We start from the raw sequence: 20,069 nt of genomic DNA, 5'->3' as shown, positions 1-20,069 counted from the left end.
AAATTTATGTTCATATTTTTATTTGAATATCATAATCATTTACCTTTGTGTTATGAAAATAATTATTGCTGGAGCAGGTGAAGTGGGTTATCACTTAGCGAAACTCTTTTCTTACGAGGCTCATGACATTATGTTAATCGATGTCGATGAGGAACGTTTGGCATACGCCGATAAAAATTTAGATATCCAAACGATAGAGGGAGACGCAACATCTCCGCAACTTTTGATGCAGGCAAACGCGCCTTATGTAGATTTGGTTATTGCTGTCACATCTAATCAATCTATCAATATCAATGTCTGTATTTTTGCTAAACAACTTGGCGCTAAACGAACTATTGCGCGAGTTAGAAGTCAGGAATTAATTTCTAAAAAACTCAAAATCAATTTAAAAGAAATCGGTATTGATGAAGTTATTTCTCCTGAATATTTAGCAGCCGATGAAATTAAACTTCTTTTAAATCAATCTGGTTTCACAGATACTTTTGAATTTGATGAAGGTGCGCTTAAAATGATAGGTGTAACTTTAAGATCAAAGGCTTCTTTTATCGGAAAAACTGTTCAGGAAGCTGCTGAGGTTTATCCTGGATTGCACTTTATACCGATTGCTATTCAGCGACACGGAACACAATACACGATTATTCCGAGAGGCGATACTGCTTTTAAACGAGGAGATCTTGTTTATTTTGTGACTGATGATGAAGGTGTTGAAGAGCTATATAATTTAACAGGAGCTGAAAAAAGAATTATAAAGAACGTGATGATTTTGGGAGGAAGTAACATTGGTAAAATGCTTGCTAAAGAACTTTCAGAATGTAAGTATAATGTGAAGCTTATTGAGAAGAATGAAAGAAAAGCTTTCGAGATCGCAGATGATATTCCAGATGTTTTAGTGATTAATGAAGATGGTAGAAATGTAAGTTTACTTGAAGATGAAAATATTTCTAAAATGGATGCTTTTATTTCTGTCACAGGAAATTCAGAAACCAACATCATGTCAAGCTTAGTTGCGAAAACCAAAAAAGTCAAAAAGACAATTGCTTTAGTTGAAAATATGGATTACTTTCAGTTAAGTCATAATATGGGGATCAACACATTTGTAAATAAAAAGCTGATTGCTGCTAATGATATTTTTAGATTTATCCGAAAAGGGAATTTAATGGCAATGACGAAGTTAAATAACATGAATGCTGAATTGCTAGAATTTCAAGTGAAGAAGAATTCAAAAATTTGTAATCGTAAAATTGTAGATATAGATTTTCCTAGAACCTCAGTTGTAGGCGGAGTGATCAGGGATGGAAAAGGAGAAATAGCCTTGGGTGATTTTGTTATCAAAGAAGATGATCGTTTGGTTATTTGTTGTCTGCCAAAATCTATTAAACGCGTTGAAAAGCTTTTTAGTTAATGTCGTCAATCAATCATAAAATCGTTTTACACACATTAGGATTACTGTTGATCTTTAATGGAATTTTTATGTTGTTCGCTGTTCTGACAAGCGTTTACTATAACGAGGGAGATGAAGCTTATCAAATTGCTTCTGCAGCAGTTGCGTCAAGCTTTTCTGGTTTCTTGATGATGTTTACAACACGAGACCATGACAAAAATCTCAAACAAAAAGAAGGCTATTTAATCGTGACATTAGGTTGGGTTTTCATGGTAATCAGCGGAATGTTGCCTTATCTTTTTACTAATTCAATCTCATCCATAACCGATGCTTTTTTCGAAACCATGTCTGGCTATACAACCACAGGTGCGACAATATTAACAGATATTGAAGTGCTTCCTAAAGGTGTTTTGCTTTGGCGATCGATGACACACTGGATAGGAGGAATGGGAATTATCGTGTTGGCTGTCGCTATTTTTCCTTTATTTGGAATTGGTGGAATGCAGCTTTTCTCTGCAGAATCTCCTGGACCAAGTGCTGATAAGCTCAAGCCTAAAATTACAGATACAGCAAAACGTTTATGGTTGATTTATTTAGGCTATACAATTGTTGAAGCAGTGTTGCTTTATTTTGCAGGGATGGGTGTTTTTGATGCGATTAATCATGCGATGAGCACATTGTCAACTGGAGGTTTTTCGACCAAAAATGCAAGTATTGCTTACTGGAATGATCAACCTTTGATACAATACATCATTATATTATTTATGTTCTTGGCAGGAACAAATTTCGTTGTGAGTTATTACGGCTTTAAATTGAATTTCAAGAAGATATATGAAAATGAAGAATTTAAACTTTACGCAACATTTGTGTTAGGTTTTACCATTATATCAGGCGTTTTAATTTATTTTAGTGCTGATTTGGGCTTGTCTAGCATTCAACATCCTCAGGTTTTCGGAGAGTTAGAATCTGCATTTAGGCATGCTTCATTTCAGGTGTTAGCTGTGATGACAACCACAGGTTTTGTAACGGCAGATTACACTTTATGGACACCCTTTCTGACAGTATTGTTTTTCGGACTTTTCTTTTTGGGAGGGTCAGCAGGATCAACATCAGGAGGTGTAAAAGTTGTCAGGCATTTAATTATGATCAAAAATGCAATTCTTGAATTTAAAAGAATTCTTCATCCAAATGCAGTTTTACCTGTACGTTACGCTAAAAGAGCAGTTAATTCTGATATTGTTTATAACATACTTGGTTTTTTCATTTTATACATGTTGTCATTTATCATAGGTGCAGTTGTATTAGGTGCAACAGGTTTAGATTTGAAAACATCAATAGGCGCTGCAGCTTCTTCTTTAGGGAATGTTGGTCCAGCTTTTGGCGATTTAGGTCCTGTTGATAATTATGCTGGGTTGAGCGATTTTGCAAAATCTTGGTGTAGTTTCTTGATGTTGATTGGGCGATTAGAGTTGTTCACTGTTCTGATCATCTTAACTCCGTTTTTCTGGAGAAATCGATAAATCAAAAGCCAATTATTAGTTATTGCTGAGGTGTTGTTCTTTTTTAATATCTGATATTCTGCGATAGGCGAGAGCGAGATAATTTTCAGCTTTGGGATGAGATTTAAATTTTTTGATAAATAAATTATAATAAGATAATCGGGTTTCCAAATCAGCATAATAATTGTCAATCGCCACTGCTAGTTCAAATTGACTGCGGATTTTATTTGGATTTTCTTTTAAAGCAAGTCTAAAATATTCAATCGCGTTTTTAAAATTATCTTGAGCTTTGTAAGTTAAACCTAAATTTTGATACAGATTATCTAATTGAGGTTTGGCTAATTGTAAAGCAATCAATAAGTGCTTTTCAGCATCATGCGGTTTCTCATTGATGAGTAATAATTGACCTATAGTCTGTTGAGCTGATATTTTGCGTATATCGAGTTCAACTGCTTTTTTGTAATATGTAATCGCTTTTTCAATATCAGATTCTTGATAATAAGCCATTCCTAATCGTTCATAAACATTTGATGATTCGTAACCTAAATCAATGACTTTCAGATAACGCTCAATAGCTATATGGTAACTTTTTAAAGCATAAGCTGTTTGTGCATATATCAGACTCATTTGCACGTCTTGATTGTTTATTTGTAATCCTTTTTTAGCAAAAGCATCAGCTTTATGATAGTCTTTCTTTTTAAAGTAGTGTTTTGCTAAACGAGACATTACTTTTAAGTGCAGAGAATCTTTTTCTAATGTTTTATGAAAATATGAAACAGCTGTGCTGTCTTTTAGTTGTTGCTTAACTAAGCCCATTTGATAGTGGAAATTCGGGTTTTCAGGAAACTCATTAATTAAGTTTTTGTAAAGACTATCGGCTTTGTTGAATTGTTTTGTTTGTCGTAATAATTTTGCATAACGACTTTTAACAATTGTTAAATTATTATCTTTTTCAATCGCTTTTTGATAAGCTTTCAAGGCTTCTGAAGTAAGACCTCTTGCTTGTTGCGCAGCGGCTATTTTTTGATAAGTTTTAGCTTTTATTGGTGATTGAGATTCGTAAATTTTAATTGCTTTTTCATAATTTCCAATAGCAAATAAACTATCTGCAACAACTAAGGTCGAAGTTTGTGCTTCGACCTGTTGACTAATAAAAATAAATAAAATTAAAACTGAAATTCTCAAAATTATTTGATTTCAAAACTGATAGGAAGTGAATATAAAACACCTACTTTTTGTCCATCGTTTTCTCCTGGCTTCATTTGTGGTAAATTCTTTATCACGCGTTCGGCTTCTTCTCCTAAAAATGTGTGTTTTGAACGTGATTTAACATCAGTAATTTGACCTTCTTTTGAAATTTTGAATTGAACATAAATACGATGCACACCAGTTAATCCATTTTCTTTTGCTAAGTCTATATTGAAATTTGAGCCCACAAATTCACTGATTTTTTGACTAAAACACTTTTTCGCTTCTTCTTTACTTAAATTAGCATCACAACCTATGTATAAAGGTGGCGTATCAATAACTGCAAAAGATATTCCGTCTGAAGAGGATGTAGGAGTTGGAGGTGTTGGAGGAGTAGGCGGATAGTTAATAGAATTGTCTTCATTAATAATGATTGATTTTTCCTCGTACTCATCAAATAACACAAATTGAGTTGGTGTATTATTACTTAGAATTTCTGAAAGATGCGTAGCAAATTCTTGTTTCTCATTTTCACTTAAGTTATTAACATTTTCCACTTCTAATCTGATAATTTTTTCTATTTCTGTAGTTTCAAATTCCTCATTTTCAGGTTGAGTTATTGCTTCATCTTGAGAGCATGAAACATAAGTTAACATGGCCAGAGATAAAGGAATGACCATGAGATATTTCAATAATGCTGTTTTGTTCGATTTTGATTTTTGTAACATGATAATTCTTTTTTTGATTAATGAATGATTGAAAAATTGACTTGTAAATGAAATTTGTTTGACGCCGAAAAATCCATTTAACAAGTTTTCGTAATATTTCTTTTTTGAAATTCGACTTGATACTTTTGCATCAGCGATATATTCATGTATGAGTTTGATTTGATTTTGCAAACTATAAATAGCAGGGTGAAACCAAAAAATGATTTTCAAGATTTCATAGTAAACTAAATCAAAACTGTGTTTTTGTTTTTTGTGCACAACTTCATGCTGTAAAATTTCTTTTTGAGCCTCATTTTCTAATAGATCTCCAATAAAAATCTTATTTAAAAATGTAAAAGCAGCCTTGCTATTTTGAATCACGTAAACTTCACCAAATGCTGTTTGCATTGATTCAGCTTTTTTCTTTAAAATATGATACTGTTTTAACTTTCTAAAAAAATTGAAAAGCATAAACGCAACACCAAGAAAATAAACAATAGCCAATCCATTTTTTAAAGTGAAATCAACAATATTTGAATTTGTATTTGCTGCATTAATATTGACTTCTTCGATATTCTCAGTAAATAAAAGAGGCGTTATTTCCTGCCAATTTATTGTATTTTCTTGATTAATGTTGAGCTGATTAATCAAAATAAAAGGTAAAACAGCCGCTAAAATTGGTGTTAAAATCAGATAAGCTCTGTTTTGTTGAAAGAAGGTTTCTTTCTTAAAAAACAAGATGTATAAACCCCAAAACAGAAATAAAAACAAGCTAAAATTGATGACGAAAGTTTCCATTAGTCTTCTTTTTTATTTATTTCTGAAAGAATATCTTCCAGTTCCTGAACGCTCATATCGTTTTTATTGACAAAAAACGACAACATAGACTTGACAGATCCATCAAAATAATTGTTCATTATTTTTGATAATGAAAATTTTGTGTACTTATCTTTTTTAATGAGTGGATAATATTCATGTCCACGACCAACTTTTTTATAAGTGACAAATCCTTTGTTTTCTAAAATTCGAACAATTGTAGAAACAGTGTTATATGCTGGTTTTGGTGATTTCATTTTTTCTAACATTCCAGCAACTGTTGATTGTTCTAGCTTCCATAAAAGTTGCATAATCTCTTCTTCAGCTTTTGTCAATTCTTTCATCTCAACACATATTTTAAATGAATACAATTCAAATATAACTAAATATTTAGTTTAAACTAATTTCTTAGGTGTTAAAATTTATATGATTCAGATGATGTTAAGATTATTATATAAAAAAACCGTTTCAGTCATCAAAATGAAACGGTTTGATAGTGATTAAAAACTCTTTTTAATTAAGAATAAATCATTCTTTGACGATTTTGAAATTGTGTTGCGTTTCATTTGAAGATAGTTTTACAAAATAAATACCTGATTTTAAATTTGATAAATTCAGTTGTAACTTAGATGAATCGGATTTTTGTAAATAAACTTCCTGACCTATATGGTTGTAAACTGTCACTTCATCAATAGCATCTTTATACTCAATATTTAAAAAATCACGAGTAGGTATTGGGTAAACTGTCAATGCATTTTTGTCAAATTGATTTGTACCTAAGGTTTCAATATCCAGCGTAAAATCTATCGCTTGACCGTATCCACCATTAGCACCTTGACCGAAAGCATCCATTTCAATTGCACAAGGATTGATGAGAGCAATTGATTGTGGGTCACCATAAGTTTTTGTGACTCTAATGCGCGTTGAACCTGTAAGTGCATCAGCAGGAACTGTGATGTCAAAAGAAATAGAAGTGCCATCATTTCCGTCAGAATTTATAAGCGTTCCAATCTCGTAAACTTCATTTGCATCATCCAAAATTTCATTTTGGTTCCAGTCTATAAATGCAACAATGTCATTATCAAAATCTCCATAAGTATTTCCTTCAACGGTGATAGTGTAAGTCTCACCAATTTGAAGGTTAGCAATAGTTGCAGTTTTGTCGACTAAAATAGAAGACGTGTCTGTGTTTGTGATATCAGCATCTGCAAAAATAATTGAAGTAATTTCTTCTGTTGTCGTGTCTGTGTCATCAATGTCGCAGTAGGGTGCTGGGAATTCTGGAGCAGCCGTTACATCCAGTGTAAAATCTATTGCTTGACCAAATCCACCATTAGCACCTTGACCGAAAGCATCCATTTCAATTGCACAAGGATTGATGAGAGCAATTGATTGTGGATCGCCATAAGTTTTTGTGATTCTAATACGCGTTGAACCTGCAAGTGCATCAGCAGGAACTGTTATGTCAAAAGAAATAGAAGTGCCATCATTTCCGTCAGAATTTACAAGTGTTCCAATCTCGTAAACTTCATTTGCATCATCCAAAATTTCATCTTGATTCCAGTCAATAAAAGCGACCATGTAATTACTGAAATCACCATAAGTGTTTCCTTCAGCAGTAATAGTGTAAGTTTCACCAATTTGAAGATTAGCAACAGATGCAGTTTTATCAACTAAAATAGAGGACATGTCTGTGTTTGTGATATCAGCATCTGCAAAAACAATTGAAGTAATTTCTTCAGTTGTTGTATCTGTGTCATCAATGTCGCAGTAAGGTTCAGGAAAGTTTTGAGCCTGAAGACTAATTGTCATTAAAATAAAGAGTAAAGTAATTTTTTTCATCATAAAATTTTTAAAAGTTAACAGAGCAATATAGTCAATAATTAATAATGTTGTTAAATGAAATTACACTTTATATTTATTAGTATAAATAAGTTTTACTCTTATAATTCTATTTTAAATGATTTATCATTTTCATAACAAGTTTTATAAGTCTAAATTTTATCTTGATAAGAAAAACAGCATTATGAGTATCAAAGAATTTGATGTATTTGTTATCGGAACGGGTTCGGCTGGTAAAACTGTTGCGGAGGCATGTGTTGAAGCAGGCAAAAAAGTAGGTATTGCTGATCATCGTGAATTTGGAGGAACTTGTGCAAACAGAGGTTGTGATCCTAAAAAAGTGTTTGTCGGTTTGTCTGAAATTATGGACAGAACTGAAAAAATGAAAGGCAAAGGCATTACTCAGATGCCAGAATTCAGTTGGCAGAATATTCAAAATTTTAAAAAGAAATTTGTTGATGCTGTTCCTGCCGCAACTGAAAAAGATCTCAAATCTTTAGGAATTGAGATGTATCATCAGTCACCACAATTTTTAGATGAAAACACACTTTCTGTTGAAGGTAAAACAATTAAAGCAAAAAAAATAGTTATTGCAACAGGTCAGAAGCCTATGGAATTGAAAATTCCAGGTCGAGATTTTGCTTTGGTAAGTGATGATTTTTTAGATTTATCTGAGCTTCCTGAAAGTATGATTTTTATCGGTGCAGGTTACATCGGGATGGAGCTTGCGCACATCGCAGCTAGGTTAGGTGTAAAAGTCACAATATTAGATATGGCTGATAGACCTTTATCCAACTTCAATGAAAAAATAGTCAACCCATTGACGAAAATTTCAGAGGACATTGGAATTGATTTTATTGGTCTCAAAAAAGGGATTTAAACCCTGCAATTTTATTGCAGCACTTTAGTAGTGCGAAAAAATCTATATTTTCGTACTATGAGTTATCAAAGAAAAGGCTCCCATACGGTAAGTTATTTAACGTGCCATATTGTTTGGGTTACAAAATATCGGTACAAGGTACTTCGCGGAGATGTTCAAACTCGTTGTCGTGAGCTTTTAATCCAAATATGTGAAGCCGAAGGTATAGAAATACTGAAAGGAGTAGTGAGTTCGGATCACGTTCATATGCACATTGAATATGCTCCAAAATTGAATGTAAGTAGTATATTGAAAAAGCTCAAAGGGCGAACCTCAAGGAAACTTCAACAAGAGTTTCCAAAACTGAAAGAGCGTTATTGGGGGCAACATTTTTGGGCAAGCGGTTATGGAGTATGGAGTACTRGGAATATTACCGATAAAATGGTCAACGAATATTTGGAACATCACCGTCGAGATTCGAGTGATAATTCCAATTTTATATTGGAATAGTAAAGTGGGACTTTTAGTCCCCAGTCTTAATAAACCTCTGCACTTTCAGTGCAGAGTTGTTTAGTTTCAACGCAGGTGTTTCTGAGATTGAAAAATTGCAAAAGAACTTCCGTGTTAACTATCAAAAAGATGATATTGAAGAGTCAGTAAAAGCTGAAATGGTTTTTAATACTGCTGGACGCGTTCAGTCAATTGATGAATTAAATTTAGAAAAAGGAAATGTGAGTTTTACGAACAAAGGAATGACTGTTAATAAATATTTGCAAAATCCTGGTAACAAAAATGTGTACGCCTGTGGTGATGTTGCTGCGAGTGAAGGCTTGCCATTGACACCTCTGTCAAGCATTGAAGCTAAGATTGTGATCACACATCTTTTAGATAAAAATATCAAAGAAGAAGCTAAATATCCAGCTCAACCTTCTGTTGTTTTTACAACACCACAACTGGCTTCCATAGGCCTTTCTGTAGAAGAGGCTGAGCGTCGAAATTTTGATATTAATGTCAAAGAAAATTTTGGTTTGAATTGGTTTAATGCTAAACGTATTAATGAACGTTCTTATGGATTTCAAACAATTGTTGATAAAAAGTCTGGTCAAATTTTAGGCGCTCACATCATTGCTTCAGAAGCAGCAGAAATGATTAATTTATTTGCAATGGCAATGCAAACTCAATTGACTTATAAAGAAGTAAAAGCCTTAATATTTGCTTATCCAACTTGGGGGAATGACATAAAGCAAATGATTTAATAGTCATTCAATTAGAAAACTCCTTCTGATATTTGAAGGAGTTTTCTAAAATATTTTGATTAAGATTTATTTAAAAGCCGACGTTTTCTAATTCTTGATATTCTCTATGAAAAAGATTCTGGTCTTTAATCATATTTGCAGTTTCTTCTAATAAAGCATCTTCCCATCCTTCTTCATCGTTAGAAATCATTTGAAGAATTTTATTAGAGAAAATACCTAAGATGTCTTTGTTGTAATTTTCAATGTCAATGACGCGGCCATTATATTTAAAAAATTTGTACAATTCTTTCATCCTTGGATGAACTTTTAGATTTTCACTTGTCGTGATTTCTCCAGTTTTTTCATCTTTGAAAGGGTAGAGGTAAACACGCAAATCTTTGAAAAACAGTTTTCCAAAAGCTTCTAAAATTCCACCACTTAAATCTCTATAATAGCGCTCGTCAAAAATATCGACTAAATTATTGACACCCATTCCAAGGGCCATTCTTTCTTTGGTATATTCAGATAAGTATTCAACAAGTTTATAATATTCTTGAAAATTTGAAATTAAAACTGTGTGACCTAACGAACAAAGAAGTTTAGCTCTATCAAGGAAATCTTCTTCATCAATTTCACCTTTTGATCTTAGATTTGATAAAGTAATTTCAAAGACAACCTGAATATTTTTTTCTTTGACTTTTCGCTCTTTTTTAAAGAGCTCGAGAGACTTTTCGTAAATATCGAGATTCACTTTTGTTACAGGCCTGAAGCTTCCTCTGAGCGCTAAAACATTCTTTTTGTATAAAACTTTTGCAGGAAGAACATTATTTCCATCAGGAGAAAACATAACAGCTTCTGTCATTTTATTTTTCAGAAGGTGTAAACTCATCAAGCGGTTATCGACATCTTTAAACTGAGGTCCAGAAAAGTTAATTGTATCGACTTCAATTTGATCAACATCGATGTGATCAAAAAGATCTTTCAGAATTTGCTTAGGATTATTGTAAGCATAGTAAGCGGCATATATTAAATTTGTACCTAATATACCTAGCGTATTTTGCTGTAATCGCGCATCGTTTTCTTTAAAGCGTAAGTGTAAAACAATTTTATTGAAACCACCTTTTGGCTCAACTTGATACTTTAAACCAACCCAACCGTGACCTTTGTAACGTTTAGCAAAATCAATTGTTGCAACTGTATTTGCATAGGTGAAAAACAGTTTGTTAGGATGTTTCTCGCGTGAAATACGTTTTTCGATAAGTTCCATCTCGTGGTCGATCATTTTATGCAATCGACCTTCAGTGACATAGCGTCTGTCTGGTTCTGTCCCATAGATTGCGTCACTAAAATCTTTGTCATAAGCACTCATTGTTTTTGCAATGGTGTTTGATGAACCACCAGCTCTAAAGAAATTACGAACTGTTTCTTGACCAGCACCAATTTCAGCAAAGGTACCGTAGATATTTTTGTTGAGGTTTATCTTAAGTGCTTTGTTTTGGATGGACGGTTTGCTTTCAAAATCTCTATCTCCAAGAATCTTTATCGCCATAGGTCATTATTTAGAATAGCTGGTTGTGTGTATAATAAAACAAAGACAAAAATAGCCAATTAGCAACTCAAACAAAAAATATTAGCTAATTTTGTGAGAAAGATATTTTTTATGAAAATAACCTTTTTGGGAACGGGAACATCGCAAGGCATTCCTATTATTGGTAGTAAACATCCTGTGTGTTTAAGCCAAAATTCGAAAGATAAACGTCTGCGTGTTTCTGTGATGATTGAGTGGGATGATTACCGTTATATTGTTGATTGTGGTCCTGATTTTAGGCAGCAAATGTTGCGTCATGATGTTGACCGCATCGACGGTATTCTTTTTACACATGAGCATAATGACCATGTAATTGGTCTCGATGATATTCGCCCTTTTTATTTTAGGCAAAGTGACATTTCTGTTTACGCTGAAGATCGGGTGATTGGTGAACTAAAAAAACGCTTTGAATACGTTTTTCAAGAAGAAAATAAATATCCTGGCGCTCCAACACTTGATGTTAATCTCGTAGATATTGAAAGTTTTAAACTGAAAAATATGCAGGTTAAGCCAATTCGTGTATATCACAATAAACTCCCTGTTTTTGGTTACCGTATGAATGATTTTGCATACGTAACAGACGCTAAAACAATTCCAGATTCTGAAATGGAAAAACTAAAAGGCTTGAAAGTTTTAGTACTAAATGCTTTACGTCTCAAACCACATCATTCTCATTTTAATTTAGAGGAAGCTTTAGAAATAATTTCTATTCTAAAACCAGAAAAAGCTTACCTCACGCATATTTCACATCTTTTAGGTTTTCATGATGATGTTGAGGCTGAACTGCCTGATAACGTCCATTTGGCTTATGATAATTTACAAATTCAGATTTAATGAAAAAAAACATATATCTATATCTTTTCGTCTTTACATTTATAATAGCTCTTTTTATGTATTTCAATTATCAAAATCTTGTCGAAAAACAAGCTTCAGAAATTGATTCACTACAGAATAAAATTGAAAAATTAGAAACAAAAGTCAATAAAAACTAATGTTTCTAAGCGTTTTTTAAAAGCCAATTTTTTAAACTTTGAAAATTCTGAGGATTCACACCGTGACCGACAGGATATTCTTCGTAAGTGTAATCAAGTCCGTATTTCTCAAAGAAATCTTTGTTTTTTCTAGCCCATTCAACAGGGATCACTTGGTCTTGTGTGCCATGTGAATTGTAAATTGATAAATGCTTTAAATCATCCTTTTTTAAACTTGATGTGTCAAACATATTTTGATCGATATAACCGCTTAAGCCAATGACATTTTTAATTAATTCAGGTTTTGAGAAAGCAGTTGCAAAACTCAAAATTGTTCCTTGGCTAAACCCAAATAACGTGATTTGATTACCATCAATCGGATAGTTTTCTTTGAGTTCTTCTATAAACTTTACGATCATTTCTCTTGACTCAACTGCTTGTTCGATGTCACTAAATTTTCCTTGTTGTGCATCAAAATTGATAGCATACCAAGCGTTACCATAAGGTTGAAGTTGATGAGGTGCTTTAGCAGAAACAACAATATATTCATCAGGAAGCTCAGAAGCAAAGCTGAATAAATCATGCTGATCACTGCCATAACCATGCAATAATAAAATCAGCGGCGCTTTACCTTCTTTATTAGAAGGTTTGATTAAATGTTCTAAAGAAAGTTGTTTTGTTGTCATAAAAATTTATGCTAGTTGTTTAAACCATTTTTGAAAATAAAGACCAATGACTGGAATTTCTTGTTTTTTGTATTGTATAGCATTTATAAAACTATAAAACCACAGAATAACATAGGATAAGTAAAAACCCATAGAGGCCAACCAAGAATCAAAGCCTGTGACCAAAACTGTGAAAATTAACCAATATAAATGAATACCCAAAGTTTGTCTGATGTAAAAAGAAGCAAATTCATTTTGTTTTTCTTTATTCATAAATAAAGCAATTAAACATCCAATAATTGTAAGATGTGCAATCAAGGCTTTGCCTTTGCCTTTGCCTTCACCTTCTTTTTTAATTTCCATAATGTGTATTTTTTATCTGTAAGCCGTAAACTTTACCTTTTAAATTTTCATTCAAGAAGATTGAGTTTTTGCTTTTAGAATAAATATTTTCTTTTGTGAATTTTTGTTCATGCTCAGGATTAAAAAGACTGAATTCAGCTTTTTCTCCAGGCTTAATTTCTGAAATCGATTTCCCAAAAATTTGCCAGTTTTTGATTAAAATATCAACGGCTTTTCCTTTTCCAAACAAAGTGTTTAGAGCTGGGTAAAAGCTTTCTAAACCGATTGAATCATAAGCTGCATTTTCAAACTCAAGATCTTTGAGTTCGATGTTGATGGGTTGATGATCTGAAGTAACATAATCGATAACACCTTCTTTTACAGCTTGGATCAAAATCTTACGATCTTTGGCGTTTCTTAAAGGTGGTTTAACTTTATATTTTTGATCAAAACCTGTTAATCGTGTGGTATCAAAAAACAAATTATTAATACTAGTGCTACACGTCAGATTTGGATTTTTTTCTTTTGCTTTTTTGATAATCTCAACAGAATCAGCAGTTGAAATATAAGGAATGTGCAATTTTGAATTTGTGTATTCAAGAAGTTTTAAATCTCTTTCTATTTGAATTGTTTCACTAATTGCACTTGTGCTTTTCATCCCTAAATGAATGGTCACTTCATCTTCATGAACTTGCGCTTTTCCGGTTAAGCTTTTGTCTTCAGGAAAGTTGATAATTAGGCCTTCAAAAGCTTTGACATATTGTAATGCGACTTTTAAAACATTCGCATTAGGCACAGATTTTTTAAAATCATAAAAAGCAACAGCGCCAGCTCGAGACATATCAAAAAGATCTGTCAATTCATTTCCTTCAAAATTTTTGGTCAACGCGCCAATTGGCGAAATCTCGAGATCAGTTTCAAAACGTTTAATAAAATCAATATCAGATTTATGACTTAAAATGGGATTTGTATTTGGGCATAAACCTATGCCGGAAAACCCATTTTTAAGAGCAGTTAAGCTTCCGTTTGAAAGTGTTTCCCTTTCTTCAAAACCTGGTTCTCCAAAACTGACAAATGGATCAAACCAAGCAGGAGAGACGTGTAGATTTGGATAGTTGATTTCTTTAGCTTCAACATCAGAAATTTCTTTTTTGATGGCTTTTATAAAACCATTTTCAATTAAAATATCTTGTGGTTCTTTTGAAAATTCTTTCGAAGTCTGATTCCAAATATAAGCTGATTTTAAAAGCTGCTTCATGTGATTTTATTTTAAAAACCGAATTAAAAGTATTTCTGCTAAGAAACAGATAATTGCAAAAATAAGCATCCATTTCCAAAGAGCGATAGCATTATACTCCGCATTGTAATTTGTGAAAATTTCTTGTAAAGAGTTTTGCGTTAAATTTTTTGAAATGATTTCATGGTTATCTTTTTCAAAATGACTTTCCTCTCGGGTGGTATTAAAACTCATTTGAGCAACAGTATCTTTATCATTCATTAAAGCATAATGACCAGCTTCAAGCTTTAAACTCGCTAAGTTTAATGTGATATTTTGTCCAAAATTTCTTTGTTCAGGGATAAATTCTTGATCTTCTTTTACGAGTTTTAGAATTTGATCTTTAGGAATTTGAACGTCAAATTTAACTTCATTTTTATCACCACTGATGTAAAATAAATCTTGCGTTTTATTTTTATATTCACTGATTTTTACAAAGCTTGGGACAATTAAGGGTGATTGTTTAAAGTTGCTGTTTTCCTTATTAAAATCAGCAGCAAAAACAAATAAATGATTTCGATGTGCTAGAAATGCACTTCGGTTAGCGTAACTCAAAATCGGTTGAAAGTTCGAAGCAACTTTATAAGATTGCTTGGTATTTGGAAAATCAAAATTTAGAATTTGATCTGTAAAAACATCTTTATAAAGTGGATGTTCAAAATGAATTTTAGTTATTTTTTGTTCTTGATTTAGATGAGTTTCAAAAATTTGAGTTCCATCAAAATTCAGTCTTAAATATTCTTGTTGCGAAGCTTTAGAATGATTTGGAATGATGATAATACTCTGCTGATTTTTCAAGGCTTGCTCTAGGCTCGCTTTCAAGCTAGTTGAAATCTCAGGTAAAGCATTTAGAATAATCAAATCAGCGCTTTGTATGTCAATGAGTTCAACTTTTGTTTGGTTTTTTATGTTGAGTTCATATTTAGATTGATCATTAAAAATTCTTTTAATAAACTCAGGTTTCTGTTCCCCTATAGATAAAATTCTTTTTAGAGCTTTCTGACTTTGATGCAAGTAAAAAGTGTTATCATAAGCCACTTGGTCTTGATTTAAGTGAAGTTCAGCATTTTTTAAATCTTTAGGATTAACTTTAAAAATTAATTTTTTCTCAGTTTCATTTTTAAACTGTACATCAAGTTTACCAATAAGTTGATTTTTATTTGCGAGGGATAAACTGGCTTGAGAATTCTTGAGGTTTGAACTTAAAGTTACTTCAAGTGTATTATCGGTTTTTAGTTGTGCATTTTCAATACTTATATTTTGAACATCATTAAATTCTGGCTGGTAATAATTAGTTGATATAGTCTTGGTTGGTGATTTTAAATCTTCAGTATTCTCAATATTCAAAAAGTCCGAAATATAAATAAAACTTATTTTCTGATTGCTTTTATCGGCTTCAGTCTTGAGCTTTAAATATAAGTTTTTAGGAGAAAGGCTTACTTCAGTAGGTTTGATTTTACTTAGAATATCGTCTAATTCTTCAGTTTTTAAATCTCTATAAGTTTTGTCGTTTGTGTATAGCGTGAATGTTTTATTAGCCGGGATGTTTGCGAGTAAATCTTGTTTAGCTATCGATAATAAATTCAAGTTTTGATGCTCAATTTGCATACTCAGTGAATTATCCAGATACAAGGCTAATTGATTTTCTTTTTCTTCTTTTTGAGCAGGAATTTCAGGCTCTGCAAAAGCTAAAATTAAAGCAGCTAAAGCTAGGAGTCGTGTTAAGAGTATTAATAGCTTTTTGAGTTCTCTACTTTTTCTTGATTGTTTTTTTAAATCTTTCAGCGCATGAACATTTGAAAACCAAACTGTTTTGTAGCGTCTAAATTGAAATAAATGTATGAGTATTGGGATCAGAAGTGCAAAGAGTGCATAAAGAATATCAGGATTTTTAAAAACCATGAGTTAACACTTTTTATTTCGTGATCTGTTTAATTACCTTTTTTCAATTGAAAACTTGATTGTTGTTCCAATACCTACTTTTGATTTGATATCAATTTTTCCTCCCAGATTAAAAATGAGTTTTCTAACGGTTGATAGACCGATACCGTTGCCAACATTACCATTTCTATCTTTTGAAGCAACAGTTGAGAATAATTCAAAAACACGCTTTTTTTCTTCCTCGGGAATACCAATGCCATTATCACGTATACCAAAGTAGTAATTGTAATCATCCTCTTCAAAGTCTATTTTAACTTTTATAACATCTTTATCGTTATACTTAATGCTATTGCCTATAAGATTGAGGAAAATTTGCTCTAAAGCAATTTTATTTGTGTTGATTTCTCTATTTTGTTCAGGAAATTCAATCTCACAGTTATCGTTAATATCAAGCATTTCTTCAATGCTTTCAAGGAGTTCATTTATGTCGAAAATTTCGTTAGACTCTGGTGAACCCGTGATATTGTCGCTCTCGTAGTGAGCAAGAATGTTAGTGATGTAATCACTCATTTTAAAAGCGGATTGCTTAAGGTTTGCCAAATACTCCAAACCACCTTCATCTAAACTCTTAGCATATTTCGCTTTTAAGATGTCAAAAGTAACGATCATGTTAGCTAAAGGCATTTTCATATCATGTGAAACAACACCTGCGAAATTTTTTAATTTTGTGTTGGTGTCCTTAAGCTCAATTTCTTTATCCTTAAGATGAGAGTTGTATGCATGAAGCTTAAATAGTTTAACAACTTGTTTCGCAAGTTTATCTAGACTAGAAAGTTGGATGTCAGTCAGTTTGCGAGGTTTGTGATCAATAACACAAAGTGTACCTAGGGCATTACCATCGGAATCAATGAGCGGAGCGCCAGCATAAAAGATAATTGCATCGTCACCAAAAGTGTATGGATTATCTTTAAAACGAGGATCTAATCTTGCATCATTAACTTCCATAATTTCGTATGGATTCTCAATAGCATGTGTACAGAAGGAGTGCTCACGGTCTACTTCACAAATGTCAATACCTATTTTAGCTTTAAACCATTGCCTATGTCTGTCAACTAAAGACACAATTGCAATTGGTGTGTCACAAATTGCAGCAGCTAAATCTGTAATATCATCATACTCTCGCTCGTTTTCTGAATCAAGTATATTCAATGATTTGAGAGCTTCTATTCGCTTTTGCTCTTTTAAGGTTAGGGGAGATGACTGCATAGTTTAAAAATATATGCGCAATTTACGAAAAATTCTCATCATTGATTCAACTTCATATTGCTTTAAAATAAAGCTGAAAATTAAGATGTTTACAGAATTTTAAAAGGTGCTATAAAGCCTATTCTGGCTTCATTTTTATTGTAATTTGATACATTAAAAGTTTCTTTTGCATAGTCAGTGTAATCATAATAACAACCGATATAAGCGATGTAAAACCTAATATCAATGTCTTTAAATGGACTGAAATACAGCGTTGGGATAACACCATAACTTGTTCTTGTATGATCTTTCTCATTTTCAAAATTTCCGTATGCACTACTTGTCATTAAGGTCAACAAGCCTTTAAACTTATCATTAAATTGATATTCTGCTCGCATCCAGTTTTCAATATATCTGACGTCTTCAGCAACATTATCGTTTTGAATAATATCTGTCATGATTCCTTTTGTATCGATTTGTTCATAGCTGTACTCAAAATCATACATGATTGAGAATTTTTTGCTTTGATATTTGTGGCCAACTGTAAAGAAATATGTTCCTCTGCTTTTGACTTGATTTGAATAACTGGCACTGTAGTTTGTTTGTAACTTACCATCAAAGAAACGACCATTCCAGTTCCCAACAACAGCAACAGGCCAGTCAGGTTCCTCTATGTTGTTAGCAGCAATATCGCCATACAAATCGTCATAATGCATTGTTCGAGAATTTAAGATTTGCAAGCCAAAATTCTGATTTTCAAAAGCTTGAAATCTTATCCCAGCTCCAGTCACATAAGCCAAAGCTCTACTGTAAATATCATTATATTCCAGAATATTCATGGCGCTATATTGATACTCGTAACCACCATAAAAGGTAGTCATTTTACCAAGTAAAATATTCAATTGATCGCTAGCTTTGACATTGATATAAGCCAACTCGATGTTACTGCCCAATTGATCAAGCGTTTGAACATCACTTCCTTTATTAAAACGATTTCTGAAATGTAAATCAACTTTTTCATGAACTTTAGCAGAAATACCAAGTGCGGTATGTTCATTTTTAAATTGTACTCCGTTGTAATATTTATCACCACCTCTAAAAGTATAGGCCTGCATTCCCATTCGCATATCAAAAGTCATATCGATATTTTCTAAAAATTTAATTTTATCTAATGATATCAGAGGTCTTGATGTTGAGTCTTGAGACTGAGAATATGAATTAAACGCAATTATGAATAAGGCAGCACAGAATGATAAAACTTTTAAAGTAAAATTCATGAGGGTTTAATTTGAAACTATAATTTCATTTTTGAAAATGATTAAATTTAATTATTATAATTTATTAAACTTAAGGGAAATAGATAAATTAAAGAAGCTTAAACAGTGAAAATATTAATGAGACAAATCAAGTTCGAAATCTTTTATGAGTTCAATTAATATTATTTCAGTATTTGATAAACTTGAGTTTTGGTTTTCGTCTCGTTTATCAACTTGATCAAAATAAGTTTTAATACTCCCATCAAGATATTTCTCCGTAACCACTGGGATGCAAGTAATAACTTTTACAAACAGCTCTTGTATTGCCTAAGGCCTCTGCAGCTTCGTCTAAAGCTGAAATAATATTTTTTTGTTGCTCTTTTTCATCTTCAGTCATATCAAAATCCTTAAGTGTTTCAAAATAAATTTTAGTCGCTGCCCAAGTTCTAAAGTCTTTTGCTGAGAAAAATTCGCCACAACTATTCTGTATATATTCATTAACTAAACCGCTGTCAATAATTTGTTTATCACCAGTTTCATCATAATATTTGAATAATTCCCAGCCTGGGATTTCTTCACAATTTTGAACCAGTTCAATCAAATTTTTATCTGTAATTTCTATATGGTGTTCTTTGCCTTTTTTACCGATGAAATCCAAAGCCAATAAATCTTTACTGATGTTAACGTGTTTTGAACGCAATGTCGATAAACCGTAAGTTTTATTTTTTTGCGCATAATAATGATTCCCAATCCTGATGTGTGTTTCTTCCATTAAACGTATCACTAAAGCAGTCACTTTTTGCTTTGGCATACCTTTTAAACTCAAATCTTTCTCTACTTGTTTTCTTATTTTCGTCAATTGATTTCCGAAAGCGAGCATTTTATAAAACTTGGTTTGATTTTTAAACTCTGTCCAAGATTGATGATAGAGATAAACCTTTCTTTTTTTATCATCTCTACCAACAGCTTGTAAGTGACCATTTATGATACTTGTGATTCTAACATCTTTCCAATTGGGAGGAATGACTAAAGCTTTAATGCGTTTTTTCTCATCAGCTTGAGTTATTTTTTGTCCAGATTTATCTTTGTAATAAAAACCACGCCCGTGTTTATGTCTTGTGATGCATAAATCTTCATCGTTGATATAAACAAGGTTTGCCATATCAATAAACTCTTCTGGCTTTTGTAAGATTTCCTTTAGTTGTTGGTTAGATAATCTCAATTTATTTAAATAATTGATGAATCTATAAAGTAAAACGAAATTTACGATACGATAAACTTATTTTTCGAACTTTAAGAATTGTTCAACTCTATATAT

18 protein-coding genes are annotated in these 20,069 nt (G+C 32.2%); 6 read left to right on the top strand and 12 right to left on the bottom strand.

The window, feature by feature from the left end; genetic code table 11:
* The first annotated feature begins 52 nt into the window (after positions 1–52).
* The gene (trkA, locus tag CAP47_RS11105) at positions 53–1,402 is read left to right on the top strand and encodes a Trk system potassium transporter TrkA (protein WP_093239558.1); all 1,350 of its coding nucleotides are present in this window, start codon (positions 53–55) and stop codon (positions 1,400–1,402) included.
* Positions 1,402–2,901 carry a TrkH family potassium uptake protein gene (locus CAP47_RS11100; protein ID WP_100776680.1) on the top strand — a complete coding sequence of 500 codons (1,500 nt, stop codon included), beginning with the start codon at positions 1,402–1,404 and terminating at the stop codon, positions 2,899–2,901. The genes trkA and CAP47_RS11100 overlap by 1 nt, the downstream gene beginning before the upstream one ends.
* Before the next feature lie 15 nt (positions 2,902–2,916).
* Here the strand turns inward: CAP47_RS11100 and CAP47_RS11095 are convergent, their stop codons facing one another.
* The 4 genes from CAP47_RS11095 to CAP47_RS12525 form a co-directional block, all read right to left on the bottom strand.
* Positions 2,917–4,065, bottom strand: a complete 1,149-nt coding sequence (locus tag CAP47_RS11095) for a tetratricopeptide repeat protein (RefSeq protein ID WP_093239553.1) — start codon at positions 4,063–4,065, stop codon at positions 2,917–2,919.
* A 2-nt stretch (positions 4,066–4,067) separates the two neighbouring features.
* Positions 4,068–5,573, bottom strand: coding sequence for a M56 family metallopeptidase (locus CAP47_RS11090; protein ID WP_100776679.1), 1,506 nt, complete (start codon positions 5,571–5,573; stop codon positions 4,068–4,070).
* Positions 5,573–5,935, bottom strand: a complete 363-nt coding sequence (locus tag CAP47_RS11085) for a BlaI/MecI/CopY family transcriptional regulator (RefSeq protein ID WP_100776678.1) — start codon at positions 5,933–5,935, stop codon at positions 5,573–5,575. The genes CAP47_RS11090 and CAP47_RS11085 overlap by 1 nt, the downstream gene beginning before the upstream one ends.
* Before the next feature lie 184 nt (positions 5,936–6,119).
* Positions 6,120–7,433 carry a T9SS type A sorting domain-containing protein gene (locus CAP47_RS12525; RefSeq protein WP_238141044.1) on the bottom strand — a complete coding sequence of 438 codons (1,314 nt, stop codon included), beginning with the start codon at positions 7,431–7,433 and terminating at the stop codon, positions 6,120–6,122.
* A gap of 184 nt (positions 7,434–7,617) precedes the next feature.
* On the opposite strand from CAP47_RS12525, the gene CAP47_RS11075 reads away from it, so the two are divergent.
* Genes CAP47_RS11075 through CAP47_RS12430 form a run of 3 tightly spaced genes read left to right on the top strand, consistent with a single transcriptional unit; the run spans position 7,618 to position 9,548 of the window.
* Positions 7,618–8,313 (top strand): FAD-dependent oxidoreductase, encoded by a 696-nt coding sequence (locus CAP47_RS11075; RefSeq protein ID WP_100776717.1) that lies wholly within the window; start codon positions 7,618–7,620, stop codon positions 8,311–8,313.
* A gap of 57 nt (positions 8,314–8,370) precedes the next feature.
* Entirely contained in the window at positions 8,371–8,802 is a 432-nt protein-coding gene (gene tnpA, locus CAP47_RS11070; protein ID WP_100775184.1) for an IS200/IS605 family transposase, read from the top strand.
* Between the two features lie 56 nt (positions 8,803–8,858).
* On the top strand, positions 8,859–9,548 hold the full coding sequence (locus CAP47_RS12430; protein ID WP_100776677.1) for an FAD-dependent oxidoreductase: 690 nt from the start codon (positions 8,859–8,861) through the stop codon (positions 9,546–9,548).
* Between the two features lie 70 nt (positions 9,549–9,618).
* Here the strand turns inward: CAP47_RS12430 and CAP47_RS11060 are convergent, their stop codons facing one another.
* Positions 9,619–11,076: a nicotinate-nucleotide adenylyltransferase gene (locus CAP47_RS11060; RefSeq protein ID WP_100776676.1), complete on the bottom strand. Its 1,458-nt coding sequence runs from the start codon at positions 11,074–11,076 to the stop codon at positions 9,619–9,621.
* A 111-nt stretch (positions 11,077–11,187) separates the two neighbouring features.
* On the opposite strand from CAP47_RS11060, the gene CAP47_RS11055 reads away from it, so the two are divergent.
* On the top strand, positions 11,188–11,949 hold the full coding sequence (locus CAP47_RS11055) for an MBL fold metallo-hydrolase (protein ID WP_100776675.1): 762 nt from the start codon (positions 11,188–11,190) through the stop codon (positions 11,947–11,949).
* A gap of 163 nt (positions 11,950–12,112) precedes the next feature.
* On the opposite strand, the gene CAP47_RS11050 is transcribed toward CAP47_RS11055, so the two are convergent.
* From CAP47_RS11050 to CAP47_RS11020, 7 genes are all read right to left on the bottom strand, one after another.
* Positions 12,113–12,772: an alpha/beta hydrolase gene (locus CAP47_RS11050; protein ID WP_100776674.1), complete on the bottom strand. Its 660-nt coding sequence runs from the start codon at positions 12,770–12,772 to the stop codon at positions 12,113–12,115.
* Between the two features lie 6 nt (positions 12,773–12,778).
* Positions 12,779–13,114 (bottom strand): hypothetical protein, encoded by a 336-nt coding sequence (locus CAP47_RS11045; RefSeq protein WP_100776673.1) that lies wholly within the window; start codon positions 13,112–13,114, stop codon positions 12,779–12,781.
* Positions 13,104–14,351 (bottom strand): dihydroorotase, encoded by a 1,248-nt coding sequence (locus CAP47_RS11040; RefSeq protein WP_100776672.1) that lies wholly within the window; start codon positions 14,349–14,351, stop codon positions 13,104–13,106. The genes CAP47_RS11045 and CAP47_RS11040 overlap by 11 nt, the downstream gene beginning before the upstream one ends.
* A gap of 6 nt (positions 14,352–14,357) precedes the next feature.
* Complete coding sequence (locus tag CAP47_RS11035; protein ID WP_100776671.1) at positions 14,358–16,271, bottom strand: BatA domain-containing protein; 1,914 nt, start codon at positions 16,269–16,271, stop codon at positions 14,358–14,360.
* A 33-nt stretch (positions 16,272–16,304) separates the two neighbouring features.
* Positions 16,305–17,516 (bottom strand): sensor histidine kinase, encoded by a 1,212-nt coding sequence (locus CAP47_RS11030; protein ID WP_100776670.1) that lies wholly within the window; start codon positions 17,514–17,516, stop codon positions 16,305–16,307.
* A gap of 89 nt (positions 17,517–17,605) precedes the next feature.
* A complete protein-coding gene (locus CAP47_RS11025; protein WP_100776669.1) occupies positions 17,606–18,772 on the bottom strand; it encodes a porin in 1,167 nt (388 codons plus the stop codon).
* A gap of 241 nt (positions 18,773–19,013) precedes the next feature.
* Positions 19,014–19,973: a DNA topoisomerase IB gene (locus CAP47_RS11020; protein WP_238141043.1), complete on the bottom strand. Its 960-nt coding sequence runs from the start codon at positions 19,971–19,973 to the stop codon at positions 19,014–19,016.
* Positions 19,974–20,069 lie beyond the last annotated feature (96 nt).

Origin of the sequence: Psychroflexus sp. S27, from assembly GCF_002810405.1 — a bacterium.
Classification (GTDB): Bacteria; Bacteroidota; Bacteroidia; order Flavobacteriales; family Flavobacteriaceae; genus Psychroflexus; species Psychroflexus halocasei_A.
This window is presented reverse-complemented; position numbering and strand designations above follow the sequence as displayed.

Coding starts and splice junctions, on each gene's coding strand:
- trkA (WP_093239558.1), top strand. CDS start 53: ATGAAAATAATTATTGCTGGAGCAGGTGAAGTGGGTTATCACTTAGCG.
- CAP47_RS11100 (WP_100776680.1), top strand. CDS start 1,402: ATGTCGTCAATCAATCATAAAATCGTTTTACACACATTAGGATTACTG.
- CAP47_RS11090 (WP_100776679.1), bottom strand. CDS start 5,573: ATGGAAACTTTCGTCATCAATTTTAGCTTGTTTTTATTTCTGTTTTGG.
- CAP47_RS11085 (WP_100776678.1), bottom strand. CDS start 5,935: ATGAAAGAATTGACAAAAGCTGAAGAAGAGATTATGCAACTTTTATGG.
- CAP47_RS12525 (WP_238141044.1), bottom strand. CDS start 7,433: ATGAAAAAAATTACTTTACTCTTTATTTTAATGACAATTAGTCTTCAG.
- CAP47_RS11075 (WP_100776717.1), top strand. CDS start 7,618: ATGAGTATCAAAGAATTTGATGTATTTGTTATCGGAACGGGTTCGGCT.
- CAP47_RS11060 (WP_100776676.1), bottom strand. CDS start 11,076: ATGGCGATAAAGATTCTTGGAGATAGAGATTTTGAAAGCAAACCGTCC.
- CAP47_RS11055 (WP_100776675.1), top strand. CDS start 11,188: ATGAAAATAACCTTTTTGGGAACGGGAACATCGCAAGGCATTCCTATT.
- CAP47_RS11050 (WP_100776674.1), bottom strand. CDS start 12,772: ATGACAACAAAACAACTTTCTTTAGAACATTTAATCAAACCTTCTAAT.
- CAP47_RS11045 (WP_100776673.1), bottom strand. CDS start 13,114: ATGGAAATTAAAAAAGAAGGTGAAGGCAAAGGCAAAGGCAAAGCCTTG.
- CAP47_RS11040 (WP_100776672.1), bottom strand. CDS start 14,351: ATGAAGCAGCTTTTAAAATCAGCTTATATTTGGAATCAGACTTCGAAA.
- CAP47_RS11035 (WP_100776671.1), bottom strand. CDS start 16,271: ATGGTTTTTAAAAATCCTGATATTCTTTATGCACTCTTTGCACTTCTG.
- CAP47_RS11030 (WP_100776670.1), bottom strand. CDS start 17,516: ATGCAGTCATCTCCCCTAACCTTAAAAGAGCAAAAGCGAATAGAAGCT.
- CAP47_RS11025 (WP_100776669.1), bottom strand. CDS start 18,772: ATGAATTTTACTTTAAAAGTTTTATCATTCTGTGCTGCCTTATTCATA.